Annotated in this window: 24 protein-coding genes; 13 read left to right on the forward strand and 11 right to left on the reverse strand. The window is 39.4% G+C overall.

Features of this window, described 5'->3' with window-relative positions:
• Positions 1-32: 32 nt before the first annotated feature.
• Positions 33-1,088 (reverse strand): AraC family transcriptional regulator, encoded by a 1,056-nt coding sequence (locus tag AC1M9E_RS11230; RefSeq protein ID WP_035267928.1) that lies wholly within the window; start codon positions 1,086-1,088, stop codon positions 33-35.
• 141 nt (positions 1,089-1,229) lie between these two features.
• Here AC1M9E_RS11230 and AC1M9E_RS11235 point away from each other — a divergent pair, with 141 nt between their 5' ends.
• The gene (locus AC1M9E_RS11235) at positions 1,230-2,105 is read left to right on the forward strand and encodes a metal-dependent hydrolase (RefSeq protein ID WP_481608211.1); all 876 of its coding nucleotides are present in this window, start codon (positions 1,230-1,232) and stop codon (positions 2,103-2,105) included.
• Between the two features lie 157 nt (positions 2,106-2,262).
• The gene (locus tag AC1M9E_RS11240; RefSeq protein WP_481608212.1) at positions 2,263-3,132 is read left to right on the forward strand and encodes a metal-dependent hydrolase; all 870 of its coding nucleotides are present in this window, start codon (positions 2,263-2,265) and stop codon (positions 3,130-3,132) included.
• Positions 3,133-3,186: 54 nt separating this feature from the next.
• Here the strand turns inward: AC1M9E_RS11240 and AC1M9E_RS11245 are convergent, their stop codons facing one another.
• Both AC1M9E_RS11245 and AC1M9E_RS11250 read right to left on the reverse strand, forming a co-directional pair.
• Entirely contained in the window at positions 3,187-4,182 is a 996-nt protein-coding gene (locus AC1M9E_RS11245) for a DUF2804 domain-containing protein (RefSeq protein WP_092768527.1), read from the reverse strand.
• A gap of 131 nt (positions 4,183-4,313) precedes the next feature.
• Positions 4,314-5,432 (reverse strand): CaiB/BaiF CoA transferase family protein, encoded by a 1,119-nt coding sequence (locus AC1M9E_RS11250; protein WP_481608213.1) that lies wholly within the window; start codon positions 5,430-5,432, stop codon positions 4,314-4,316.
• A 210-nt stretch (positions 5,433-5,642) separates the two neighbouring features.
• On the opposite strand from AC1M9E_RS11250, the gene AC1M9E_RS11255 reads away from it, so the two are divergent.
• The 5 genes from AC1M9E_RS11255 (at position 5,643) to AC1M9E_RS11275 (ending at position 11,195) form a co-directional block, all read left to right on the forward strand.
• Complete coding sequence (locus tag AC1M9E_RS11255; protein WP_092768523.1) at positions 5,643-6,653, forward strand: AraC family transcriptional regulator; 1,011 nt, start codon at positions 5,643-5,645, stop codon at positions 6,651-6,653.
• Positions 6,654-6,778: 125 nt separating this feature from the next.
• Positions 6,779-7,204 carry a hypothetical protein gene (locus AC1M9E_RS11260; protein WP_488224797.1) on the forward strand — a complete coding sequence of 142 codons (426 nt, stop codon included), beginning with the start codon at positions 6,779-6,781 and terminating at the stop codon, positions 7,202-7,204.
• 198 nt (positions 7,205-7,402) lie between these two features.
• On the forward strand, positions 7,403-8,608 hold the full coding sequence (locus tag AC1M9E_RS11265) for an acetyl-CoA C-acetyltransferase (protein ID WP_481608215.1): 1,206 nt from the start codon (positions 7,403-7,405) through the stop codon (positions 8,606-8,608).
• An 11-nt stretch (positions 8,609-8,619) separates the two neighbouring features.
• Positions 8,620-10,752, forward strand: a complete 2,133-nt coding sequence (locus tag AC1M9E_RS11270) for a 3-hydroxyacyl-CoA dehydrogenase NAD-binding domain-containing protein (RefSeq protein ID WP_481608216.1) — start codon at positions 8,620-8,622, stop codon at positions 10,750-10,752.
• Positions 10,753-10,865: 113 nt separating this feature from the next.
• Entirely contained in the window at positions 10,866-11,195 is a 330-nt protein-coding gene (locus AC1M9E_RS11275; protein ID WP_481608217.1) for a hypothetical protein, read from the forward strand.
• A gap of 38 nt (positions 11,196-11,233) precedes the next feature.
• On the opposite strand, the gene AC1M9E_RS11280 is transcribed toward AC1M9E_RS11275, so the two are convergent.
• Positions 11,234-11,662: a GNAT family N-acetyltransferase gene (locus AC1M9E_RS11280; RefSeq protein WP_092768513.1), complete on the reverse strand. Its 429-nt coding sequence runs from the start codon at positions 11,660-11,662 to the stop codon at positions 11,234-11,236.
• Positions 11,663-11,683: 21 nt separating this feature from the next.
• Positions 11,684-12,895 carry a class I SAM-dependent methyltransferase gene (locus AC1M9E_RS11285; RefSeq protein WP_481589547.1) on the reverse strand — a complete coding sequence of 404 codons (1,212 nt, stop codon included), beginning with the start codon at positions 12,893-12,895 and terminating at the stop codon, positions 11,684-11,686.
• A gap of 103 nt (positions 12,896-12,998) precedes the next feature.
• On the opposite strand from AC1M9E_RS11285, the gene trhA reads away from it, so the two are divergent.
• Together trhA and AC1M9E_RS11295 are read left to right on the forward strand one after the other, a co-directional pair.
• On the forward strand, positions 12,999-13,637 hold the full coding sequence (gene trhA, locus AC1M9E_RS11290) for a PAQR family membrane homeostasis protein TrhA (protein WP_481608218.1): 639 nt from the start codon (positions 12,999-13,001) through the stop codon (positions 13,635-13,637).
• Positions 13,638-13,778: 141 nt separating this feature from the next.
• Positions 13,779-15,089 (forward strand): MFS transporter, encoded by a 1,311-nt coding sequence (locus tag AC1M9E_RS11295; protein ID WP_035267948.1) that lies wholly within the window; start codon positions 13,779-13,781, stop codon positions 15,087-15,089.
• A gap of 43 nt (positions 15,090-15,132) precedes the next feature.
• Here the strand turns inward: AC1M9E_RS11295 and AC1M9E_RS11300 are convergent, their stop codons facing one another.
• Positions 15,133-16,143: a metallophosphoesterase gene (locus AC1M9E_RS11300; protein WP_035270000.1), complete on the reverse strand. Its 1,011-nt coding sequence runs from the start codon at positions 16,141-16,143 to the stop codon at positions 15,133-15,135.
• A 171-nt stretch (positions 16,144-16,314) separates the two neighbouring features.
• On the opposite strand from AC1M9E_RS11300, the gene AC1M9E_RS11305 reads away from it, so the two are divergent.
• On the forward strand, positions 16,315-17,877 hold the full coding sequence (locus AC1M9E_RS11305) for a phospholipase D family protein (RefSeq protein WP_488225212.1): 1,563 nt from the start codon (positions 16,315-16,317) through the stop codon (positions 17,875-17,877).
• A 40-nt stretch (positions 17,878-17,917) separates the two neighbouring features.
• On the opposite strand, the gene AC1M9E_RS11310 is transcribed toward AC1M9E_RS11305, so the two are convergent.
• The gene (locus AC1M9E_RS11310; RefSeq protein WP_092768504.1) at positions 17,918-18,712 is read right to left on the reverse strand and encodes a lysophospholipid acyltransferase family protein; all 795 of its coding nucleotides are present in this window, start codon (positions 18,710-18,712) and stop codon (positions 17,918-17,920) included.
• 378 nt (positions 18,713-19,090) lie between these two features.
• Here AC1M9E_RS11310 and hflX point away from each other — a divergent pair, with 378 nt between their 5' ends.
• Genes hflX through AC1M9E_RS11325 form a run of 3 tightly spaced genes read left to right on the forward strand, consistent with a single transcriptional unit; the run spans position 19,091 to position 21,523 of the window.
• Positions 19,091-20,422 (forward strand): ribosome rescue GTPase HflX, encoded by a 1,332-nt coding sequence (gene hflX, locus AC1M9E_RS11315; protein ID WP_488224798.1) that lies wholly within the window; start codon positions 19,091-19,093, stop codon positions 20,420-20,422.
• A gap of 42 nt (positions 20,423-20,464) precedes the next feature.
• A complete protein-coding gene (locus AC1M9E_RS11320; RefSeq protein WP_092768555.1) occupies positions 20,465-20,836 on the forward strand; it encodes a hypothetical protein in 372 nt (123 codons plus the stop codon).
• Between the two features lie 9 nt (positions 20,837-20,845).
• Positions 20,846-21,523 (forward strand): LrgB family protein, encoded by a 678-nt coding sequence (locus AC1M9E_RS11325; RefSeq protein WP_035270007.1) that lies wholly within the window; start codon positions 20,846-20,848, stop codon positions 21,521-21,523.
• Positions 21,524-21,598: 75 nt separating this feature from the next.
• Here the strand turns inward: AC1M9E_RS11325 and AC1M9E_RS11330 are convergent, their stop codons facing one another.
• The 4 genes from AC1M9E_RS11330 to AC1M9E_RS11345 all read right to left on the reverse strand — a co-directional run bounded on the left by AC1M9E_RS11330 (position 21,599) and on the right by AC1M9E_RS11345 (position 24,803).
• Entirely contained in the window at positions 21,599-22,450 is an 852-nt protein-coding gene (locus AC1M9E_RS11330) for a symmetrical bis(5'-nucleosyl)-tetraphosphatase (RefSeq protein ID WP_092768500.1), read from the reverse strand.
• Positions 22,451-23,263, reverse strand: coding sequence for a 16S rRNA (adenine(1518)-N(6)/adenine(1519)-N(6))-dimethyltransferase RsmA (gene rsmA, locus AC1M9E_RS11335; RefSeq protein ID WP_035270009.1), 813 nt, complete (start codon positions 23,261-23,263; stop codon positions 22,451-22,453).
• Positions 23,264-23,293: 30 nt separating this feature from the next.
• Positions 23,294-24,262 (reverse strand): 4-hydroxythreonine-4-phosphate dehydrogenase PdxA, encoded by a 969-nt coding sequence (pdxA, locus tag AC1M9E_RS11340; RefSeq protein WP_488225213.1) that lies wholly within the window; start codon positions 24,260-24,262, stop codon positions 23,294-23,296.
• 118 nt (positions 24,263-24,380) lie between these two features.
• Positions 24,381-24,803: a hypothetical protein gene (locus tag AC1M9E_RS11345; RefSeq protein WP_488224799.1), complete on the reverse strand. Its 423-nt coding sequence runs from the start codon at positions 24,801-24,803 to the stop codon at positions 24,381-24,383.
• Positions 24,804-24,935: the final 132 nt, after the last annotated feature.

Below are 24,935 nucleotides of genomic sequence, written 5' to 3' on the forward strand. Positions count from 1 at the left end.
AGCTACATGCTTACCTTTTTTATTTCCATAATCTAACTTAGATTATGGTGTTGAGTTGGTCGTTGTTTAAGTTGTTTTTTAAACTGCAACAGCGTTATTCCATTATACATTTTAAATGCTCTAGCAAGCGCAGACTGATCTGAGTAACCGAGTTGCACTGCGATATCAGTTAACTCTAGCCCCTGATTTAATAGGCGCTCACATTGTGACATCCGCTCTTGCTCAAGTATGCGTTTAAATGATGTTCCGCGATCTTTTAATTGTCGTTGCAAAGTCCTCACCGACAAACATAATTCTGTCGCAATATCTTCAATCTTTGGCGCTTCGTGACGAATACGCAAATACTCAGCAATAATTAAGTGGAGTTGCCGATCAAGACTCGATTGCACGGGTTTTGATGCAATCGCCTCTTCCGCTTGTTGAACCAACAATTGCATAAGTGAAGGATCTGCTTGTTGGGGTTTTAGCTGCAACCCCTGCGTGCGAATTTGAAACTGATATTCAACATGGCTGAACTCTACCTGACAACCATAGAACTTTTGATATTCATACAATGGTGCGATAGCTTCATGCGCCATGATCACTTTATACAGTGGAAAGGTATCATGCACTAATATTTGCTTTGCCAATGAAACCATCATGGCATTCGTCAGCTCATTGATAAAATTATAGTCATCACAAATAAACGGCCAGCTTAAAATCAGTATTTCACCGTTCTGGTGAATCTGCATGGGTGTAATCTCTTCACCATCAATCACCAAGCGGCTAAATCTTAAAATATAGTTCAGTGCTTCCGCCACCGTCTCACTTCGTGTCGCCATATATCCAAGCACACCAAAATGCTCAGGTTTCACATATTGAGCCATTTCAAAAATATAATTGGCGCGATTCAAATAAACCTGCGTGAGAGAGTTAAGTTTTAAGAAAAAAGAATAAGATGATTGCATGGCAATCGGTGCTACCAAAATCTTATTCAGCGTATCAACATCCTGATTTAATGCAGTCTTTATCTCTTTATCGAGCTGTTTCACTTGAATAAATGTTTGCCATAAATGGAAATATCCATTGGGTATTTGAATATCTTTCACGATGCACTATTCCTTTAGGCAAAATTGACTTTATTCATTTTCATTTGTCGTAAAATGTATAAAAAATGGCAAGTACTGTCAAAACAATCAGACCAATGCCATACATACTTAAACGATCTAAAGCGGATGAATGAAAATAAGATGAACGCATTGGTAAAATATCAAGTTGATCCTGTCGTACGCACGAATCTCAATTTCAAGCTCTCAGAAATTCCTCGTTTTTGGTTTGGTGGAGATCCATTCAAAACCCGTATGTTTGATGCATTGAGTCTAACTTTCCCAGACGGAGAGCGCTACTTCATTGAATCAGTTCGATTATTTAGAGATAAAATCAAAGACCCTGAATTACAAAAACGCGTCGCAGATTTTATTCGACAAGAAGCACAGCATGGAATTGCGCATGACAAGATGAATCAGGTCATGAAAGATCAAGGTATGCCTGTCGATCAATTTATTAAGGTTCTTAACAAAATTTTTAAATTCGAACTGACACGTCGTTCACCTCAATATAATATTGCCATGACTGCTGCAGCCGAACACTTAACTGCATTAATGGCTGATACTTTTTATAGTCAAAAAGCAACCCTTGAAGATGCTCACCCCTATGTGCGCGCGCTTTTAGCATGGCATGCTATCGAAGAGATGGAGCATCGTGATGTGGCTTTTGATGTCATGAAACAAGTCGGTGATGTTCCAGACCTTACTCGACAATTTGCTTTGGCATTTACAACTTTCATGATGCTTGGATTTACAACTTATCGTGCCAATATCATGTTGAAGTATGACGGATTTAGTCGTTTAGACCGTTTCAAAATGACCGTCAAAGGACTTCCATGGTTTATCGGTCGAAATGGCATGTTAACGAGAATGAAAGGTCCATACTTAGATTGGTTTAAAAAAGACTTTCATCCAAGCCAACATCCTGTGATTGCCCAATATGATGTCTGGGTAAAAACATTAGCCGAGACCAATGATCCAATTCAAGCTGGTGAAGCATTCTGGCAAGCAGCTCGATAATATTCCTATCGCCGGCTAAATCATTTTTATTCGGATGATTTAGCCGACATTACTTACAGTTTTAATCTCCTTCTCTCTTCTTTTGTCCTGTAGAGATAATGACCTCAATGTGATTTTTTTACATACTTGTTCTTTCTGCATAAGTGATAAAAATAAAATGAATGCAATTACCACATACCATCCAGTGATTCGTAAGCACCTTGATTTCCGACTTAACGAAGTACCACGATTTTGGTTTAACAACGATCCTTTTAAAACACGTGTATTTGATGCTTTGAGTTTGACATTTCCAGATGGAGAACGATATTTCATACAGTGTGTCCGACTATTTCAACCGCATATTCAAGATCCTGTCTTAGCCAAACGTGTGAAAGACTTTATTCAACAAGAAGCGCAACACGGTATTGCCCATGACAAAATGAATAAAATTTTAATTGAGCAAGGTATGCCAATTGAAAAATATATTCATCAAGTCAATCAACGTTTCAAACATGCGTTAAAAAGGTATCCTGATCGTTTTAATATTGCGATTACCGCTTCATGCGAACACTTAACCGCTTTAATGGCAACGACCTTTTTCAGTCATAAAAGTACGATGGCCCATGCACATCCTTTTGTCCGTGGTTTATTTGCATGGCATAGTATTGAAGAAATGGAACATCGCGATGTAGCGTATGATGTCATGACCGAGGTAGCGCAGACTTCAAACCTTACACGTTATACCGCCTTGGTTTTAGTTACGCTTATGATGTTTGGATTTACCATGCAAAGAACACATGGACTTCTCAAACAAGATGGCTTTACTCGAATTGAAAGGTTAAAAATGTTTGCTCAAGGCTTGAAATGGTTGCTTGGGAAAGATGGCATTTTAACGGCAAAAAAACGAGAATATTTAGACTGGTTTAAACCTGATTTCCACCCAAACCAACACCCTATTATTCATCAATACCAAGTTTGGGTTGATACGCTCGCTGAAACTCAAGATCCAATTCAAGCAGGTGAAGCTTTTTGGCAAGCTGCGATATAAAAAAGAATGTAAAAAAAGTCCGATCAATCGGACTTTTTTGTTGTTATGACGCCATTACCATTTAGCGTAATGTTGCTCTAATAGTCCATACTCTTGATTAAGCTCAATATGCTGACCATCATCTGAAATAATAAAACCCGTAATTTTAGATTGCCACTGACTGAACTGGCTGCCTACCATTCTAAGATTAAGATTTTCATAACGGCGCCAGCCTGTTTCAATGGTCAATTGTAATTTGTCATCCATAGATCGTATGGTCCACATCTGATCATTTTGCATTTCAAAAAGAACATCCGTCAACGCATAAAGGCGCCCATTAATCCACAAACAGTTTTCATTGCCAAAGCTTTCATTCACGCCAGAGGCAAGATTCAAACCCACACGGTTTCCTTGCGCATCCCAAAAATTAGAAGATAGCCAAAACCAAGCCGTTTCAGGTCTTAGAAAACCGCAAGTATCATCAAGCGAAGCAAAAGTTCGTGAGTTAAATTCAATTTTTTCTTTTTGTTTATTAATGAAATACCCTTCAACGGCCAATGTAGTTAGTTTCTGAGTATAGGTCCAACCATTAATACCAGTAGGACTGCACATCGACAAAGGATCTGTTCCAGCACAAAAGATTCGTGCAGACAGTTTTTCTTCACCATGTTTGATCACTTTGATATAACGAACACCATTGGCATGTTGGATATCTAGTTGGATTTTTCCATGTTGAAAATGGCTATGATTAAATAGTGGCTGTTCATCTAGAACCGTACTGTGTGCCAATACATTAATCGCATTCCACTCGACGACTTGTCCGGTGTTATGGTCATAGATATAGATGAAACCATGTCCCGCCCAAGCGATATCGACGATAGCCATCCCAATGCTGTATTGCTCATGTTGGATACTACAAAACTTAAATTTCTTATATTTAAGTTTTTTTCTCCACCCTTTGAGCACTTTGCCATATGGCGTTTTATAAATATATTTTGAAACAGAAATTGCGCTTGGCAATTCTGTAAAACGCCCATAGCGCGGTTGACCATTTACTTGAATTAAATCCATTGGGACTCAGCCTAATTTCATTCCATGACAATTATAGACTTTAGTCTAAAGTATTTCATTTACTGTGTGACAGCATAGACTAAAGAACCGATACAGATCGCCTCTTTTTTCTCATATATTCAATACCTTGACTACCAGTTCCCTTCACCCAGTGTTTGGCCGATATAATGATACTGTGCCTTGGATCTTGAAAATTTAATTGGGCAAGCCAACTGTTTTTCTACCTCATTTGCATCTTTCCTTAGAGGTACATCTACTGTCCAAGCACGTTGTTGAGCCAAATCTGACGTCAGAGCTTCGTCTAGATTTAACACAGGTTCTACACATACGTCTAATTCAGAAAATGTTTTACGCCATACATCAAAACTTTTTTCCTTGATTTTATCAGCGATGGCAGTCTTGACTGCTTTTCGATCTTCAAGATCAAATGAAGTTCCTTTTTCCAATAAGATAGGCAGTTCTAATACAGTTGCCAAACCTGTCATAAATTGAGGTTCTAAACTTCCAATTGAGATATAGCGCCCGTCTTGCGTTTGATAATAGTCATAAAATGTTCCCCCGTTCAGATGTTCATTTTCAGGGTACTGATTCTGCCCACCTGCAAGTACAGCTGCCGCGGCCATATTGTTTAAGGTCACCGCACAATCCGTCATGGAGATATCAATATATTGACCTAAACCGCTTCGTTGCCTTTCAATCACGGCTGTTAAAATGCCGATCACTGCGTGTAAAGAACCGCCTGCGACATCAGCAATTTGAATCCCCATCGGTGGTGGTCCACTTTCCTGCCGACCTGAATGCCCAGCAATCCCTGAGAGCGATATATAATTAATGTCATGTCCCGCTTTATCTTTATAAGGACCTGTTTGCCCATATCCTGTTATTGAACAATAAATCAAACGAGGGTTTATTTCAGATAAAGTTTGATAGTCGAGTCCTAAGCGTCGCATCACTTCAGGACGGAACTGCTCAATGACGATATCGTATTCTGAAATTTTTGATTTAATGAGTTCAATACTCTGACTATCTTTTAAATCTAGGGCAATCGACTGCTTGTTGCGATTCAAATAACTGTGCGCTGTGGCTTGACCATTTGCATAAGGTGGCAACAATCTGACAAGGTCTGGTCGATTTGGTGACTCAATATGGACCACCTCTGCCCCTAGATCTGCTAAGTACAAAGTCGCAAAAGGTCCGGGTAATAATGTGGAAAAATCTAAAACTTTCAATCCCTTTAATGCAGCTGTCATTGTTATTTTCACCAAGAATATGTTGATTTTTCACCCATAATAGAAATATAAAACAAGATTAACAATGTCATGTTCAGCCATTTACCTTGATCATTTCGGCAATTTATGATGTAAAAGAGCAATTACTCTAGTGATAATTGCCAATTAAATTATTTTTTGTGTCATTTAGGTCAAGTAGCAGTGAACATCAAAGAGACTGAAGGATTTAACATGAGTCGCGATACGATAAGTATCCATTTTGTGAATGCAGCCCTGACTGGGGTAAAACGTCTAGGGATGGATGTTGACACTTTACTTTCACATGTCGGCATTGAAGCTGAACTACTCCGCCAACCTAAAGCACGTATTTCTCCTGAGCAGTACACACGCTTTGTTAAAATGCTGTGGATGGTTACCCAAGATGAACACGTTGGTTTTGATATCCAGCCACGTCGCTTAGGGACCTTTGCGATCATGTGTCAATTGATCATACATGCCAAAACTTTAGGTGATGCGCTTGAGTTATCATCACAGTTCTACAAGTTATTTGGTGATGAGTGGTCTGTGACTTTAGAGCGCGATAAGCATGAAGCACGCTTAGTTCCACTCATTCCAAAAACAATGGATCCTGACCATTTCATTACTGAAAGTATGCTCATGATCTGGCATGGTTTGGCATCGTGGCTCATTGAGCGTCGTATCCCGTTAGAGCGTGTACATTTTTCATATCCACGCCCACAACATGCAGATGAATATGATGCGTTATTTTTTGCACCAGTAATCCAATTTGATTCAGCTCGTACTGAAATCACATTTGCTGCAGACTACTTAGATCTTCCAATTCGCCAAGATGAAAACACCTTGGAAGAGTTTCTAAAAGGTGCTCCAGCGAAACTGTTGGTGAAATTCAAAAATACCAATTCGCTCACATCACGTATTCGTGAAGTATTGAAGAGCCAAATTGGTGAAGAAATGCCAACATTAAATGATGTTGCAGCCATGCTTTATTTATCACCACAGACGCTTCGCCGTCGCTTAGCTGCTGAAGGTAAGAGCTATCAAGGTGTAAAAGATGCCTTACGTCGAGACGCTGCAATTCACTTACTGTTAAACCCATCTTTAACTTTAGAAGATGTGGCACAACAAGTCGGCTTTAGTGAAACCAGTACCTTCCACCGAGCATTTAAAAAGTGGACAGGGGTAACACCAGGACTGTATCGTCAATTACATGGTTATCATTAATTTATTCAAACATAAAAAAGTCTGACATTGTTCAGGCTTTTTTTTACATATGGATTTAAGTGCTTATTTAACAAAAATATTCAAGTTGAAATTAAAATATTCGTAATATTTAAAGGAATAATAAGATGACACTTACTGCAATCTTAATCTCAATTTTGATTGGAATAGCAATTTATTTTTACAGTGTAAAATCGCACAGCTCTCGACCTCAAGCTGATATACGGTACACTTATAATATTGTCGGAGAAAATGCATATCAAAAAAATTTACTTAAAATAGCTGGTCAAAAAAAATCTGTATCTAAATTTCATGAATGTACTGCTCATGTTCTATCAGAACCATTTAACCAATACGATCCAAATGCGATCAAAGTTGAAATCAACGGATTAACAGTTGGCTATTTAAGTAAATTAGAAGCTGAAAAACTGAAAGGGCAGATTATCAATAAAAAAGTGCCCGCTGTAATTAACGGTGGTTGGTATGTTGATGAAGATGATGAAGGTTCTTATGTTGTAAAGCTTACCATATCAAACGCCAAAGATTTGATATAGCAAAATTATAATCAAAGTATTCACAATACAAATTTGTTTTTTAATTCGTCAAAAACTTTCATTTCACAATCTAAAACATTTAATTTTTCAGTGACCAAAAATATCAAACGACTCATCCGTTCTCGTCATTGCACAATCACATAGATCATCTACACTCAAAACACCATAACAATTTCAACCTATAAAAAAGGAACTATTATGAGCGAGGCTTACATCATTGATGCCATTCGCACACCACGCGGAAAAGGAAAAAAAGATGGTTCTTTACATGAAGTAAAACCAATCACATTACTCACAACGCTGTTAAATGAACTTCAAACTCGCCATCAACTCGATACTTCTAAAGTCGATGACATCGTACTGGGTTGTGTAACTCCAATTGGTGATCAAGGCGGTGATATCGCTAAAACTGCTGCAATTGCAGCAGGCTGGAATGATGATGTAGCAGGCGTTCAAATCAACCGTTTTTGTGCTTCAGGACTAGAAGCTGTCAATCTTGCTGCACAGAAAGTTCGTTCAGGCTGGGAAGATGTTGTCGTTGCAGGTGGTGTAGAGTCAATGTCGCGTATTCCAATGGGCTCCGATGGTGGACCATGGGCACTCGATCCAGAAACAAACCTGAAATCTACCTTTGTTCCACAAGGAATTGGTGCTGATTTAATCGCAACTTTAGATGGCTACTCTCGTGCTGATGTAGATGCTTTTGCTGCAGATTCACAAAAGAAAGCAGCAGCGGCTCAAGCGAATGGTTACTTCAATAAATCAATTGTACCAGTAAAAGATAAAGCTGGCGTTGTCGTTTTAGATAAAGACGAGTTCATCAAACCAACGACTACCGTTGAAGGCTTAGCCAAATTAAATCCAAGCTTTGAAATGATGGGTGGTATGGGATTTGATGCACTCGCATTACAAAAATATCCAGAAGCTCAGAAGATTAATCACGTTCACCATGCAGGAAACTCTTCAGGCATTGTAGACGGCGCTGCTGTTGTTCTACTTGCATCTGAAAAAGCGGTTCAAGAACAAGGCTTAAAACCACGTGCCAAAGTATTAGCAACTGCGCTTGTCGGAACTGATCCAACAATCATGTTAACTGGTCCAGCACCTGCGGCACGCAAAGCTTTGGAAAAAGCTGGCTTAACCATTGATGATATCGATTTATTTGAAGTGAACGAGGCGTTTGCGGCTGTAGTAATGCGCTTTATTAATGAACTCAATGTCGATCCTGCAAAAGTCAATGTAAATGGTGGTGCAATTGCAATGGGTCATCCACTCGGTGCGACAGGTGCCATGATTTTAGGTACGTTGCTCGATGAACTTGAGCGTCAAGGTAAAAAACGTGGCTTGGCTACACTGTGTGTAGGTGGTGGTATGGGTATCGCAACGATCATTGAATTGGTATAAGGAGAAGAATAATGAGTGCAATTCAATTTGAAAAAAATGCTGATGGCATTGTTATTCTCACCTTAGACTCACCTAATCAGTCTGCCAATACCATGAATGCAGATTTCCGAGTTGCTTTGGAAGAGACGGTAACAAAACTGAAAGCCGAATCTGGCATTACAGGTATCATTTTTAAATCTGCAAAGAAAACCTTTTTTGCAGGCGGTGATTTGGATGAGTTGATTCAAGCTCAACCAGAACACGCCACTGAATTCTTTGGCATGATCCAAAAAATGAAAGCGGAATTCCGCTATATTGAAACCTTGGGTGTACCTGTTGTCGCTGCATTAAATGGAACAGCTCTCGGTGGCGGTTGGGAAATCGCATTAGGCTGTCATGCTCGTATTGCATTAAATGATCCTAAAGCGAAATTTGGTCTACCTGAAGTTACCTTAGGATTGTTACCAGGTGGCGGTGGTATCGTGCGTATGGTACGACTGCTCGGCTTGCAGAATGCTTTTCCTTTCTTGATGGAAGGTAAACAATTTGGTGTAGAAAAAGCAAAATCTCTAGGCTTAATTCAAGATACGGCTGATTCTGAACAAGAGCTCATGGATAAAGCGATTGCTTGGGTTAAAGCAAATCCAAAATCTCAACAACCATTCGATGTTAAAGGATACAAAATTCCAGGTGGTACGCCATCATCACCTCAAGTGGCTCAAGTCCTTGCGATTGCACCAGCGATGCTGCGTGATAAAACAAAAGGTTGCTATCCAGCCCCTGAAGCCATTATGGCTGCTGCCGTTGAAGGTGCTCAGGTAGATGTTGATACTGCATTAACCATTGAATCTCGCTATTTTACGTATTTGGCAACTGGTCAAGTTGCGAAAAACATGATTGGTACTTTCTGGCATGGACTGAATGCAATCAAATCAGGTGAAAGCCGCCCTAAAGAGCCTGCAAAATGGCAAGCGACGAAAGTAGGTGTTTTAGGCGCTGGAATGATGGGCGCTGGCATTGCCTACTCGACAGCGATTAAGGGGATTCAAGTCGTCCTTAAAGATGTATCGATTGAAAATGCAGAAAAAGGTAAGGCATATAGTCAAAAACTGTTAGATAAACGTGTTTCACAAGGTCGAATGACTGCTGAAAAGCGCGAACAAATTTTATCTCTCATTACCCCTACAGCAAATGCATCCGATCTACAAGGCTGTGATTTAATCATTGAAGCTGTATTCGAAAATCAAGAACTCAAAGCCAAAGTAACTCAAGAAGCTGAGCAATATTTGGTTGACGGCGGTGTGATGGCTTCTAATACATCCACCTTACCGATCACAGGTCTTGCAACAGCAAGCAAAGATGCGAAAAACTTTATTGGACTGCATTTCTTTAGCCCTGTTGATAAAATGCAGTTGGTTGAAATTATTAAAGGTAAAGAGACTTCAGCTGAGACACTAGCTAAAGCCTATGATTATGTTCAACAAATTGGAAAAACACCTATCGTTGTGAATGATAGTCGTGGTTTCTTCACCAGCCGCGTATTTGGTACTTTTGTCAACGAAGGTTTGCGTTTACTGGCTGAGGGAGTACATCCAGCCAAAATTGAAATGGCTGCTTTAAAAGCAGGTATGCCAGTCGGTCCATTAGCAATCCAAGATGAAGTCGCATTAACCTTGTCTGAGCATGTGACCAACGAAACGCGTAAAGCGCTTCAGGCTGAAGGCAAAGATTTACCACACTCCCCTGCTGAAGATGTTTTAAAGCAAATGATCCATGAGTTTGGGCGTAAAGGGAAAGCTGCTGGTGCTGGTTTTTATGAATATCCTGAAAGTGGTAAAAAATACCTTTGGGATGGTTTAAACCATTGGACGAAAGAAACAGATATTTCTGAACAAGAAATGATTGATCGCTTCCTATTTGTTCAATCCTTGGATACGCTGCGCTGTTTGGAAGAAGGCGTTTTAGAGTCTGTCATTGATGGAAATATCGGTTCTATTTTTGGCATAGGATTCGCCCCTTGGACTGGCGGCGCTTTACAGTTCCTCAATCAATATGGACTCGCACAAGCGCTTGAGCGCGCGAATCAGCTTGAAGCGAAGTATGGTGAGCGTTTTAAAGCACCTCAACTCCTCAAGGACAAAGTTCAGTCTGGTCAATCAATCTGATTGATATAAATTAAAAACCTCTCTTCGAAGAGGTTTTTTTCGGTCTTGTCGATAAATATGTGTTATAAAGTAACATATTCTCAGATTCATTTTACCCAACTTGGTATAGCATTATGACTGATCACTCTTCACCAGAAAAATCTCCTTGGGGTTGGAAAGCGCTAATTATCGCGATCATTTTAAGTATTATATTTATGGTGATTTTCTATGTAGCCATTGAAAATGAACCTGACTATATGCCAAGTAAACAACGAACAGAAACCAGTGAACATCATGCATTCAAAGCATCACCTGTGATGTCTGAAGAAGCAGCAGCAAAAATAGAAGCCAACAAAGCTGCTCAAGCTAGTGCAACTGAACACAATATGACTGAAGATGAACACGCAGCAATGGGCGAACACAGTCATACACATGATGGTGAATCAGGTTCACATAGTCATTGATATTTGTGATGAAAAAACGGAGCATTGGCTCCGTTTTTTTATTCAAGCTGCATCGTCATATAAACATGAGGAATACCACAATCTAAGTATTCCTTACCTTGGGGCTCAAACCCTAAACGTTGATAAAATGGTAATGCATGAACTTGAGCAGAAAGATTCAAGGTTGGTCGCTTTTCCCTTTGAGCAAACTCAATTATAAATTTCATGAGCTCAAACCCAACACCTTTTCCTCGATAAGCCTTTATGACTGCTACCCTTCCAATACTATGGTTTTGAAGTAGTCGAGCCGTGGCGATTGCCTCACCTTCATGGAAAACAACGAAATGAATCGATGTCTCATCTTCCATATCCCATTCGTCTTCAGGTGAAATTTGTTGTTCCAGAATAAATACTTGCTCTCGTATCTGCATCGCGTAGCACTTTAATTGCGACCATGAACCTACTTGAACATCGAAGACATTACTCATGTGTTAATTCCCAAAGGGGTGTTAGCACTTTTCACCAATATTTTGTTGCTCCCACTCTCCTTTTAGAAGCAACTCTAATGAGTGCTTTTGAATACCATACATATTTTTTAATGCAATTATTTGATCTAACACTTGCTGATCTGGTGCGTTCAAATCTTTGCGCTTGGTGGCTAAAATCATTTTATTTTTGCTGGTATGTTCCAAAGCCACAAATTCAAAAACTTTAGTCTCGTAACCATAGGCTTTTAACAATAGCGCTCGAATTGTATCTGTCAGCATTTCAGCTTGTTGCCCCTCATGAATACCAAACTGCAACATTGGTTTTAATACAGAGGGACTTTGCATTTGAGGTCTCAACTCTTTGTGGCAGCACGGCGCGCACATAATCATTTGCGCATTCAATCGAATACCGGTATGAATCGCAAAATCAGTTGCTACATCACAGGCATGCAACGCAATCATGACATCGAGTTTTTCAGGCGAGTAAGTTCGTACATCTCCTTGGAAAAAATCTAAATGCTTAAAATCTGATTTACGGGCAACATCTTGACAGAATTGAACCATTTTCTCGTTCAGTTCCACACCTGTAACATAAGGATTATAATCATTTTTTTGTAAGTAGTCATACAGTGCAAAGGTGAGATAACCTTTACCTGAGCCAAAATCGACAACGTTGAGCTGCTGATCAACTTGAATTTGGTTTAATGCGCCTGAGCAAATCTCAACAAATTTATTAATCTGTTTCCACTTACGCGCCATGCTTGGAATAATTTGTTCTTTTTGATCCGTAATACCCAACGGTTGAAGAAAATAACTTTCTTGCTCAACAAAACGGTGTTTTTGACGGTCGTGTGATTTTTCAATGATCTTGGAGACTGAAGCCTTTTTACTTTGAGTTAAGATCGCTTTTTTCTTATTTTTCTTGAGCTGTAACTCGCTGTCCAATGTAAAAAGATTGGCTTGTTTGCATTCACTGACCAATTTACTCACCAACGGATCAGCTTCATCAATTGGAAAATTTTTGGTCACATCTTGAGTTTTAAAGCGATACAGAACATTCAGCATCCATTCATCTTGTAATCGAATCATGCGTAAAGTCATCTTCTCTAAAGCTTCTATCTCGCCCTGATATTGACTCAGAATCATACGATCAAAACGCTGAGAAGCTAATGCTTGATGAAATGCTTCAAGAAATTGTTGCTCTTGCGGGGTGGAAGATGCCGAAACGGTCATAAACAGTGCCAAAAAAAGAAATGCTATTAAATTTTAATGCGTCTTACGCGAAAAGCAAAATTCAATTACGATACAGATGTATAATTAAATGTGTAAGTGAACAATGAAAGCATCTCCTGCTTCGTATGATCCATTAGAAGAAAAAATTAATTTCATCAGTCATGCCATTGGTGCTGTCTTGGCCGTCATCGGTGCCATTTTATTGATTATAAAAGGTGCTGCTTATCCTTTGGCACAATGTATCGGGCTATGGGTCTATGGACTTAGTTTAGTTCTACTCTTTACGGCGTCTAGTCTTTATCATTTTGCGGAAACACCTGAGCGTCGGGGTTGGTTTAAAAAATTGGACCACACGGCTATTTATTATCTCATCGCAGGAACATACACGCCTTTTCTATCTATAGCTTTACCAACGCAAAAAGCTCACTATTTATTAATTGCGCTTTGGGTAATTGCGGCGATTGGCACTTTATTCAAATTGGTGTTTATTCACCATTTTCAAAAAATATCGCTTTTTGCCTATCTCGCAATGGGATGGTTAGCATTACTTGTGATTGATGATATGCGCACATATTTATCTGATCAAAGTTTAACCTTCCTTATTGTTGGTGGCCTTGCGTACACCATAGGCGCATTGTTTTATGCTTTAAAAAAGGTAAGATACACTCACGCTATCTGGCATATTTTTGTATTGATAGGTGCAGGATCACATTTCCTGTCTATTTATCTTTACGTGCTATAACCACTTTAACTACATCGTCTAGCAACCCTAACACCGTAGAGCAAGCTGGTATTTCGTATTTTTTTAAGAAATTACGCCTTTTTTAAAAAGATTACGCTATTAAATCTAAGTTTTTTATTTTTAGTAAGTGTAAGGTCTCTCATGGCGTCTAATACAGCATCACAACAAGCTCAACCCGCAAACTCTAAAACTCGGGTATTAACTGCAAGTCTCGTTGGTACAACCATCGAGTTCTTCGATTTTTATATTTACGCAACAGCTGCAGTCATTATTTTCCCCTACTTGTTCTTTCCAACAAGCACAGATCCTATGACAGCAACGATTCAATCATTAGCAACTTTTGCAATCGCATTCATCGCACGTCCTATCGGCGCCGCACTATTCGGTCATTTGGGAGATCGAATCGGTCGTAAAGCAACCTTAGTGGCAGCCTTGCTAACCATGGGACTTTCTACCGTTGCGATTGGTTTACTTCCAACCTATGCGCAAATTGGCATTGTGGCACCCTTACTTTTAGCTTTGTGCCGATTAGGTCAGGGCTTAGGTTTAGGTGGCGAATGGTCAGGTGCAGTTCTACTCGCAACTGAAAATGCGCCAGAAGGCAAACGTGCTTGGTACGGTATGTTCCCTCAACTTGGTGCACCAATCGGCTTCATCCTTGCCACAGGCTCTTTCCTTACGCTTGGGGCATTCATGAGTGAAGAAGCATTCATGTCATGGGGATGGCGTATTCCATTTATTTCAAGTGCCTTATTGGTGATTGTAGGCTTGTGGATTCGCTTAAAGTTGCATGAAACGCCAGCATTCCAAAACGTGCTTGATAAACAAAAAGAAGTGAATGTTCCTTTTGTACAAGTTTTTAAAAAGCATTCAAAAATGCTTGTACTCGGAACGATTGCAGCCATTTGTACTTTCGTAGTTTTTTACTTAACCACTGTATTTGCTTTGCAATGGGGTACAAAACAATTAGGTTACTCTCGTGAAGAGTTCCTACAACTTCAGTTGGTTGCAACGCTTTGTTTTGCAGCATTTATTCCCCTTTCTGCAATTTTTGCGGAAAAGTTCGGTCGTAAAACCACTTCGATCGCGGTGTGTGTAATTTCTGCTATTTTTGGTATTTTCTTTGCGGACATGTTGGAGTCAGGAAGTACACTGATTGTGTTCTTATTCTTATGTATTGGTCTTGCGATTATGGGCTTAACCTATGGTCCAATCGGTACGGTACTTTCAGAAATCTTCCCGACATCGGTGCGTTATACTGGTTCGGCGTTAACATTTAACCTTGCTGGTATTTTTGGTGCATCTTTCGCACCTTTGATTGCAACGAAATTGGCAACTGAATATGGTTTGTCTGCAGTAGGCTATTATTTGACGGCTGCATCAATCCTTTCGCTGATTGCTTTCCTCATGATTCGCGAAACGAAACATGATGATGTGAATAATCAAATTTGATGCTTTCAGCTAATAAAAAAACCGGCTTAAGCCGGTTTTTTTATTAGCTGAGCTCAATGATATCAATCATCGGTGGTACTCTGAATCTGAATGGGACACCTACCATACCAGTACCTACGGACACATAAACATTGGCATGTTCATGCTTATATAAACCACGTTTATGACCCAAGATAGACACTTTTTTCATGATGTAATCTGTCAACCACGGAAGTTCCACTTGTCCCCCATGAGTATGCCCTGACAACATCAACGGATGAGTTGGCAATTTTGGCACCATATCCACCGTATCCGGATTATGTGACAGAATTAACCACGGCTTATCTTGTGGTAAATCAGGCATATCCCGCATGTCAGCCTTACCTGCCCACAAATCCCCCACACCAATCAATCTAAACTCATCAAACTCAACAATCTTACCTTCAATATCCATCACCTGATTTGAAGCTAGCGCATCTTTTAATAATGCCTGAATCGGTGGACCTGGATATTGCTCATCATGATTACCATTCACAGAATAGACAGGCGCTTGAATTTCTCTTAATACTCGGAGCTCTTCTGCCAGCTTATTTTCTGGTTCATAGGTCCAATCACCTGCCACAACCACTAAATCTGGTTGAGCTTGATTAATCTTATTCACGATAATTTTCAGTTGTCTTTCATGCCCAGAAAACAATCCAATATGTAAGTCTGCAATTAATGCCACTTTAATCGGATGTTTAAAGGGTTGCGCCGAACTTAACTTGTAACTCAGGTTATTCACTACTACACGATGAGGCTCAATGAAACGTGCATAAATCAATACACTGCTCAACAAGAAAATAAACACACCTTCATGCAATGAAAATATACCTTGCCAAGTAGCAAAAATACTAAAAAACCACAACGGAACAAGTAAATAAGAAAGATAAAATGCCAAGAGATGAACAAAGGCTTTAAATGGATGTATGGTTTCAGTTCGAGATTGGCTCATCCATGCTTGCGTGACTCCCCAAATAGCGAAGAGCGAGAAAATAATATAGAACGCAGCAAGGATGTTATTTGTTGTCCACATATTCAATCTCTTTCATTAAATCAGACGAATAATCTGAGTGGTTCATTTATCTTTTAAATGGTGCTCTTTATACTTTAGCACATTGAGTTCAAAGAATAGATTATGCAAGCAAATCACATGGAAAAGAATCAATCTCAACAATTGAATCGCCAAAAGAAAACATCTTTTAAAATGCGCTTCATCATGAGTTCATGTTTGGTTCTTGCTTTACCTGCATGCTCAACTTTACCCACTCAACAAGCTATTGCACCTCAATATGCGTACGACATCGACACTCATGGCACTTCATTGGCGCAAATTGTCGAACCTTTGAAAATTAAGAATCCTGAATTAACAGGTTTTCATGTTTTATATGATCCAATCGAAGCGATAGCTGCACGTTTTCAATTAATTGAGAAAGCTGAGAAAACACTCGACCTTCAATATTACATTTGGGATAACGACCGTGTAGGTGCATTGGCTCTTTATAAAATCATTCAAGCTGCTGATCGTGGTGTAAAAGTCAGATTGTTAATGGATGACAACAACGCTAAGACGATGGAAAGTATTTATCTCGCGCTGGATCAACATCAAAAAATTGACGTAAAGTTATTCAATCCTTATAAATTCCGACGCCTTAGACCCGTTGATATGATTTTGGATCTGAAACGTATCAATCGACGGATGCACAACAAAACGTTTACAGCTGACAATCAAATTACCCTGATTGGCGGCCGAAATATGAGTAATCAATACTACAATGTCAGTGACCGATATCAATTTTCAGATGTTGATGTCATGCTTGTCGGTCATGCAGTAAGTGATATTACACACTCGTTTGATGAGTACTGGAATCATGAATATGCCTATCCAGTTAAAAATATTGTCAATCATCAACAATATACATTGCGCTATGAAGGTTTAAAACAGCAACTGCAAAAGCACTTTGATGATGGTGCTGTACGTAGTTATGTTGAAATTACTCGTGAATCTCATGATTTTGATCGTTGGCTCAATCAAGAAATTAAGCTGGATTGGGTGAAAGCAGAAGTCATCAAAGATTCTCCTGAAAAAATCAAAGCGAAAGCTAAGAAAGAAGAACATCTCAACTTTCAACTGGTTGAACGCTTAGAGAAACCAGAAAAAAGTGTCGATATCATTTCCGCTTACTTCGTTCCTGAACGCAAGGGTGAGCAACGCTTAAGTGCGATCGCACAAGATGGCGTTAAAGTTCGCGTACTGACCAACTCTTTTAAAGCCAATGATGTTGCGCTTGTACATGCATTTTATGCGAAATATCGTCAGGATTTACTGCAAAACGGCGTAGAGTTATATGAGTTCCTCCCTGCTTTGCCAGAAGAATTCCAAAATAAAAATAATATTGAAATTTCTAAGCAGTCCAAAGTGAGCCTTAAAGGGCTGAGTCGCTCAAGCCTGCATGCAAAAATGATGGCTTTGGATGATAAGCAAGTATTTATCGGATCATTTAATTTTGATCCACGTTCAGCCAATTTAAATACTGAAATTGGCGTCATTTTAAACAGCCAGCCCCTAGCGCAAGCTGTGCATAAAACCATGGATCAGAACCTAAAAAAATATGCCTATAAATTAGTTCTAGATTCACAAAATAATATTAAATGGAAACAAGCGACACCTGAAGGTATTAAAATCTATACCAAAGAACCAAAAATGAAATGGTGGCAAAAAGCAAGCTTGAAAGTTATCTCGTGGTTGCCAATAGAAGGATTCATGTAAAAAGCAGGGATCATCATGATCCCTGCTTTGCTTCTACTGATTAAGCTTTGAGCACTTTTTGATGTAATACTTCCAATCCTTCCTGCATTCTGAGTTGCACTTCTCTCGTTAAGCTTTCAACTGTATGTCCAGTAACATCAATCGTGGGCAAAGCTGTTAAATGTGCAACGACTTGAGGCATTTCCAATACTGCTTTGAGATGCGCTGTAAATCCAATATTTCCGATAAAGGGAGCAACCTGATCTAACTCCCCCTCTTGATTGACATAACAGATTAAACAAACTTGCACAGGTTTTTGAGCCTCGATAGCTGCAGCTAAAAGTCTTCCATGCACTTTTTTGACTTTAGTTCCATCAGTCGTGGTTGCTTCTGGAAAAAATAAGACAGGAATATTTTGCTTCAAAAATTCTGTGATTTGCTCTTTAATACGGACCGAATCTCCTGAACCTCGGTTAATGAACAGTGTTCCACCACCCTTGGCAAGTTTCCCAAAAATCGGCCAATTTTCAATTTCTGCTTTTGCTAAGAAAAATACACGCGCACTCGAACCTAATACAGGAATATCTAACCAAGAGATATGATTGCTCACCCATAATGCGGGTTCACGAGGAATGTTGCCATGTACTTGTAAATCGATATTAAAAACTTTGCATAAGCGACGGCAAAAATGTTGTACATAGCGAGTATTGTTTGGATTATTCGGATTTTTATACATTTGATGCCTAAAAATTAAATAAAACCCTTCAGTGACAGCAGCAGTACCTGAGATGATTTTTTGGCTATATAGCGCTGTTTTTGAAAATAAATTGAGTTTTTTAGGCTTTAATGTTGTCATAAATTATTTCACTGAATAATAACAGGCGTTATCCACTATAGCTCCATTCTATACTGAGCTCACCAGAGATGCATTGATTATAAAAACCGTATACATAGATTTGAAAATTCAATTTCAATTCAAATACCCAATAAAATATAATTTTTAAATCGAATTTATAGATTTAAAAATTATGCAAACTACAACTCAATCACCATCAAATCAAGTCATTCCCATCTGGTCGGCACTCTTCTCATTGGCATCAATTGTCGGTGGCGTCTTTTTATTTATGCTGGCGTTTATACTTATGTTCAAAACCGCTTTAGGTTAATTTAAATCTATTTCCCTCAATTGTTCAATTTCCTCTACACTAGAGTTTTGATGTGGAGTATTAGCTGAGTGGAAGTTACTGGACAAAATCAAGCAAATGAACGTGCGGTCTTGGTGAGTGTTAATGTCCAAATATTAGAAGATCTTGATCAAGAAGAATTTCGTTTATTGGCCAAATCTGCTGGTGCAGAGATTCTTGAACATATACAAGCTCAACGTATTAAACCTGACCCTAAATTTTTTATTGGTTCGGGTAAAGCTGAAGAAATCGCCGAATTTGTTGCAGCGGTAGAAGCTGATATTGTCATTTTCGATCATTCCCTCACACCATCTCAAGAACGTAATCTCGAGCGTGTTATTCAATGTCGTGTTATCGATCGTACTCGCCTGATCTTAGATATTTTTGCACAACGCGCACGAACACATGAAGGTAAACTACAAGTTGAATTGGCTCAGTTAGACCATCTCGCTTCACGTTTAGTGGGTGGTCGCATGGGCTTAGATGGCCAAAAAGGTGGTATTGGTTTACGTGGTCCAGGTGAAACACAATTAGAAACAGATCGTCGTTTACTTCGTCTCCGCATAACCCAGCTCAAAGACAAACTTGAAAAAGTCCGCCAAACACGAATTCAAGGTCGTGCAGCGCGTCAAAAAGCGTCTATTCCAACAGTGTCTCTAGTCGGTTATACCAACGCAGGAAAATCCACCCTATTTAATATTCTTGCTGAAAGTGATGTGTATGCAGCAGATCAATTGTTCGCAACTCTTGACCCAACTTTAAGAAGATTAAATTGGGATGGCATTGGAACATTGGTCTTGGCTGACACAGTGGGATTCGTTCGCAATCTTGCACACTCCTTAGTAGAGTCATTCAAAGCAACCCTTGAAGAAACACTTGAGGCGACTTTGCTTTTGCATGTTATCGATTCAAATAGTCCAGAAAAGCTTGAGCAAATTGATGCTGTTGAAAAAGTCCTGAAAGAAATTGGGGCTCAGGTGCCAATATTACGCGTATACAATAAAATTGATCAAACGGGTGAAGAGCCTAAAATCATTTATGCTTCTCCCAATTTGCCCGATCGAGTCTATGTTTCAGCACACTCAGGTCAAGGTTTAGATTTACTGCGACAAGCCGTTCAAGAATGTTTAATGGGGCAAATACAACAATTTGAACTCACACTCAGTCCTGAATATGGCAAATTACGCAATCAACTGTATGAATTAAATGTGATTCAGTCTGAACATTATGATGATCTAGGTCATTTGATTTTAAATATTCAAATTGCGCCACATAAATTAGAGCAACTTATAAAACAAGCACATTTACCAATTGATCAAATTCTTGGTGATAAGGCGCAACAATTTAAAAGACCTTTAGAAGAGTTTGAAATCAAATCATAAATCAGTTAAAACGTGATAAATAATGTTAAAAGTATAATCATGATGCAGTGGATGAAAACGATAGATTGGCCAGCATGGATTGGCACCATAGTGCTTATTATTGGCTTCCGAGAAGGTTCAGTTTGGCTTATGACTCAATTGAATCATCCCGAACTGGGCAATCTTGTCGGGTTGCTTTCCTTACTACTTGTACTGTTTGCTTGGCGTAGATTTGGCACTCTTCCAACCAGAGTTGTCGATGTAAATAATAAAATCATGAAAGAAAGTGCTTTCGCATTTTTACCAATTAGTGCTGGGGCATTGGTTATGTTGGTTCATATGGGTAAAGAAATTCCTCTTTTTTTACTCGTACTCACGTTAAGTACACTTATTCCACTTTGGGTTTACGCCAAAATGGCAAAACGCTGGTTATAGGAGAGAAATATGCTCGCAATTTTAATCGGCTTTGCTATTACGTTATTCGCCTATTTAATTTCAAAACCCTGTAACCGTGTTGTACCACAGATTCCTGTAATTGTATTCGGGATGTTCTTTGTGATCGTCATCTTACTGATTATTGGTATTCCTTATGATCACTACATGAAAGATGTCAATCCGATTTTTGATCATTTATTAGGATACGTCACAGTGGCTCTCGCGATCCCACTTGCAGCGATGCGTTATGACGATTTACCACTAAAAGGCATTTTAGGAATATTAGTGTTTGCTAGTGTCAGTGCTGTCGCATTGCCTATGGGCTTAGCGTATCTACTGCATATGGCAGATTCGACCATTATGGCTTTCGCTACACGTGCAGTGACAACACCAATCGCAATTAATATTGCGACCTTACTCCATGCACCAATTAGCTTAGCCATTTTAATCGTTATTTTATCTGGCGTGATTGGCGCAGCTTTTTCACCACTCATACTACGTCATATTAATGATGAGCGTGCCTCAGGCTTAGCACTCGGTTTAGCAGCCCATGCGATTGGGACAGCTCAAGCTTGGCAACGAGGCAGTGTAGCTGGTCGTTATGCTGCATTTGGTATGGCGGTAAATGCAACGTTTACAGCCGTTTGGCTCCCTACTTTTATTCACTTTTTAAAAGCGACCTCTTGATATACCCACAACTGAAAATAAAAAAGCCACTGATGAGTGGCTTTTTTATTAGACGAAAACGACCAAAAGTAGATTCTATGCAAACATAGGATTATCAACAGCAAACATTTGCTGATCTTCAAGACGATACGCCATTAATTGATTGCCCCAGACACAACCACCGTCAACATTCTGAATATGCGCAGATATTGTTTTGCCCTGTAAGGCAGCCCAATGTCCAAAAATGACTTGATGAGTTTGAGCAGCTTTTGACTCATATTCAAACCATGGCTGATAGCCAGCTGGCATCGGCTCATCTAAAGCATCTTTAAAACTAAATTCAAGTCGACCCTCTGGATCAGTCAAACGCATACGGGTTAGATAATTCACGATACATCGTAAGCGCTCATATCCTGTTAAATCATCTGACCATAATGTAGGTTCTTTACCATACATTTCTTTCAAAAATGCATCCAGAACATCAAAATCATCATGCGCAATAACCGTTTCAACCTCTTGAGCAAACTGTTTCACTTGCTCTACTGTCCAAATATGTGGAATACCCGCATGTGTAATGACAATATTTTCATTTGGACATAAACATAAGGGTTGTTTGCGTAACCAGTCGATTAAATCATCACTGTCAATCGCATCAATCACATCACGAGTATTGTCTTTCTCTTTAATCTCTTTAATGCCCCTTGCGCCCGCTAACAAGGTCAGATCATGATTACCCAAGACTGTCGCAGCAACGCCACGATCGACCAGTTTCTTGATAAAACGTAAAGCGCCAATCGAGTTCTCACCACGTGCGACTAAATCACCCGCAAACCATAAAAAATCCTGATCAGGATCAAATTTGATTTCCTTGAGTAACATTTTCAAAGCTTCAAAACAGCCCTGAACATCACCAATCACGTAATTATATCGAATGTTTTCACCAGCCATTTATGCATCTACCATTTGATCTGCAAGTGCAACAAATTGAGCAAGTGTTAATGTTTCTGGACGCGCCATTGGATCAACACCAGCTTTTTCAAATCCTTCCTCTTGCAACATGCCTTTTAAACTGTTGCGAAGTGTCTTACGGCGTTGTGTAAATACATGGGAGACTAAACGTGCCAAGGCTTTTTCATTCTTCGCCACTATTGGTTTTACATCATACGGCTCTAAGCGAAATACCGCAGAAGTTACTTTGGGTGGTGGGTTGAACGAACCAGGTGGCACTTCAAACAAGAATGTCGGTTTACAGTAGTACTGAATCATGACTGATAAACGACCATATTCTTTGGTATTTGGTGATGCCGTAATACGATCGACCACTTCTTTTTGCAACATGAAGTGCATGTCTTTGACCTTGTCACCAAACTCTAATAGATGAAATAACAAAGGCGTAGAAATGTTATAAGGTAAGTTACCGACAACACGCAACGGACGACCATCAAACAATTCAGTGAAGTCGTAGCGTAAAGCATCAGTTTCCACAATAGTTAAACGTTCAGGATGCGGTACACGACCCGGTAATCCAGCTGCTAAATCACGGTCTAATTCAATGACAGTCAAAGCATCACATTCACCAATTAAAGGCGATGTTAAAGCAGCAAGACCTGGACCAATTTCAACAATATTGTCACCAGTACGCGGGTTCACCGAACGCACAATTTTGGCAATGACACGTTGGTCATGTAAGAAGTTTTGACCAAAACGCTTACGCGTGTGATGCCCTTCATCTTTAGGGTTTAAGGCATTAATCTGATACATAAAGATTTCCAACGTGTAATTAAGACAAGATCACTGACGCGCTAAATCGAGCGCTAAGTCCACAGCCACATGTAAGCTCGAGCTTTTCGCAAGTCCAGTACCTGCGAGGGAGAGTGCTGTGCCATGATCGACAGAGGTGCGAATAAACGGCAAGCCCAAAGTAATATTAATGGCTTCACCAAATCCTTGTGATTTTAACACAGGTAATCCCTGATCGTGATACATGGCTAAAACTGCATCGGCATCTTTTAAATTTTCTGGTGTAAATAAGGTATCTGCAGGCAGACATAAACTCATGTCTATCCCTTGCACACGATAGCGTTCAAGTACAGGATTAATCACTTCGATCTCCTCCACTCCTAAATAACCATCTTCACCTGCATGAGGATTTAAACCGCACACCAAAATTTTGGGAGATTCGATTTTAAATTTTGATTTTAAATCATGAATCAGAATGTCGATGACCTGATGCAAGCGCTCAGCTGTAATCGCATCCGCAACCGCACGAAGGGGTAAGTGCGTGGTTGCAAGTGCAACACGTAAGGTTTTGGTTGCCAGCATCATGACCACGCGTAATACACCAGCAAACTCTTGGTAAAACTCAGTGTGACCACTGAAATGAATACCTGCCTCATTGATCACTGACTTTTGTACAGGTGCTGTCGCCACGCCAACGCTTTTACCTGACATCGCATAGTCTGCAGAACGGCGGAGTTGCTCTAAGACATAACTCGCATTTTGAGCATTTAACTCACCCAGTACTACAGTTTCATTTAAAGGAATATGTTCCACATAAAGCTGACCCACTTTTGACGATGTTTGTTGCCCTTGATACTCAATCACTTCAACTTCAAGATGAAGTTTTTCTGCACGTTGCTTGAGCATTTGTATATCAGCAAGCACGACAAGTGGACGCTCATCCAAACGTTGCGCAAGGCTTAAACAGATATCAGGACCAATTCCAGCAGGCTCACCGCTGGTGACATACAAAGGAAGCATAACGATCATCATTCAAGGATTTTTATTATTTTAATACAGATCGAATGTAGGATGTTCAACAATACCAAAATGGTAAAATCTTAGCCCTCTGATTTTTTTAATCGTTCTTTTGAGTCTTTTAGCGCCAATCCATACGAAATCTTGCATCTAATAGACCAAAAGCATGAACGACTTCGGATATACATACAATCACGATGACGAAGAACAAACCCAACAAAAGAATCTGTCCAATCGTTGAACGCGCTGAATAAAATGCTGAATCTTTAATGCACAAGAAACCAAAGCCACCGATTAAATAGATGATCCAAGGGAAAATCATAAAATGTGCATACATTGAATATATAAGAATGACACTTAAAACATCGATTCCATAAATAGTGCCAAACACCATGCCTAACGCTAAATATATTCCGAGAACAATGAATAAAAATCCGGTCAAAAATTTCGTCACCTTGCTCACTTTGATTTGATCATGGCGTGAAGATAAATCTGAATGATGATCAGGAGGAGAGAAACGATCATTATTATTTTGTGAACTCATCAAAACTCCGAGCTATTATTATGATTATTTCCTCATTCTAAAAGAAATTGATTAAATAAACCGCTATACTTTTCAATCTAAATTAAATAGAATATACCCCTCGAAATCTTAATATTTTGATTGTGGTTCTAG

This window comes from Acinetobacter sp. 24-47-47, from assembly GCF_057737035.1.

Coding starts and splice junctions, on each gene's coding strand:
- AC1M9E_RS11255 (WP_092768523.1), top strand. CDS start 5,643: ATGAGTCGCGATACGATAAGTATCCATTTTGTGAATGCAGCCCTGACT.
- AC1M9E_RS11240 (WP_481608212.1), top strand. CDS start 2,263: ATGAATGCAATTACCACATACCATCCAGTGATTCGTAAGCACCTTGAT.
- AC1M9E_RS11275 (WP_481608217.1), top strand. CDS start 10,866: ATGACTGATCACTCTTCACCAGAAAAATCTCCTTGGGGTTGGAAAGCG.
- AC1M9E_RS11270 (WP_481608216.1), top strand. CDS start 8,620: ATGAGTGCAATTCAATTTGAAAAAAATGCTGATGGCATTGTTATTCTC.
- rsmA (WP_035270009.1), bottom strand. CDS start 23,263: ATGTATCAGATTAATGCCTTAAACCCTAAAGATGAAGGGCATCACACG.
- AC1M9E_RS11250 (WP_481608213.1), bottom strand. CDS start 5,432: ATGACAGCTGCATTAAAGGGATTGAAAGTTTTAGATTTTTCCACATTA.
- AC1M9E_RS11305 (WP_488225212.1), top strand. CDS start 16,315: ATGCGCTTCATCATGAGTTCATGTTTGGTTCTTGCTTTACCTGCATGC.
- AC1M9E_RS11300 (WP_035270000.1), bottom strand. CDS start 16,143: ATGTGGACAACAAATAACATCCTTGCTGCGTTCTATATTATTTTCTCG.
- AC1M9E_RS11260 (WP_488224797.1), top strand. CDS start 6,779: ATGACACTTACTGCAATCTTAATCTCAATTTTGATTGGAATAGCAATT.
- AC1M9E_RS11245 (WP_092768527.1), bottom strand. CDS start 4,182: ATGGATTTAATTCAAGTAAATGGTCAACCGCGCTATGGGCGTTTTACA.
- AC1M9E_RS11345 (WP_488224799.1), bottom strand. CDS start 24,803: ATGAGTTCACAAAATAATAATGATCGTTTCTCTCCTCCTGATCATCAT.
- AC1M9E_RS11280 (WP_092768513.1), bottom strand. CDS start 11,662: ATGAGTAATGTCTTCGATGTTCAAGTAGGTTCATGGTCGCAATTAAAG.
- AC1M9E_RS11285 (WP_481589547.1), bottom strand. CDS start 12,895: ATGACCGTTTCGGCATCTTCCACCCCGCAAGAGCAACAATTTCTTGAA.
- pdxA (WP_488225213.1), bottom strand. CDS start 24,262: ATGCTTCCTTTGTATGTCACCAGCGGTGAGCCTGCTGGAATTGGTCCT.
- trhA (WP_481608218.1), top strand. CDS start 12,999: ATGAAAGCATCTCCTGCTTCGTATGATCCATTAGAAGAAAAAATTAAT.
- AC1M9E_RS11295 (WP_035267948.1), top strand. CDS start 13,779: ATGGCGTCTAATACAGCATCACAACAAGCTCAACCCGCAAACTCTAAA.
- AC1M9E_RS11325 (WP_035270007.1), top strand. CDS start 20,846: ATGCTCGCAATTTTAATCGGCTTTGCTATTACGTTATTCGCCTATTTA.
- AC1M9E_RS11235 (WP_481608211.1), top strand. CDS start 1,230: ATGAACGCATTGGTAAAATATCAAGTTGATCCTGTCGTACGCACGAAT.
- AC1M9E_RS11310 (WP_092768504.1), bottom strand. CDS start 18,712: ATGACAACATTAAAGCCTAAAAAACTCAATTTATTTTCAAAAACAGCG.
- AC1M9E_RS11265 (WP_481608215.1), top strand. CDS start 7,403: ATGAGCGAGGCTTACATCATTGATGCCATTCGCACACCACGCGGAAAA.
- AC1M9E_RS11330 (WP_092768500.1), bottom strand. CDS start 22,450: ATGGCTGGTGAAAACATTCGATATAATTACGTGATTGGTGATGTTCAG.
- AC1M9E_RS11320 (WP_092768555.1), top strand. CDS start 20,465: ATGCAGTGGATGAAAACGATAGATTGGCCAGCATGGATTGGCACCATA.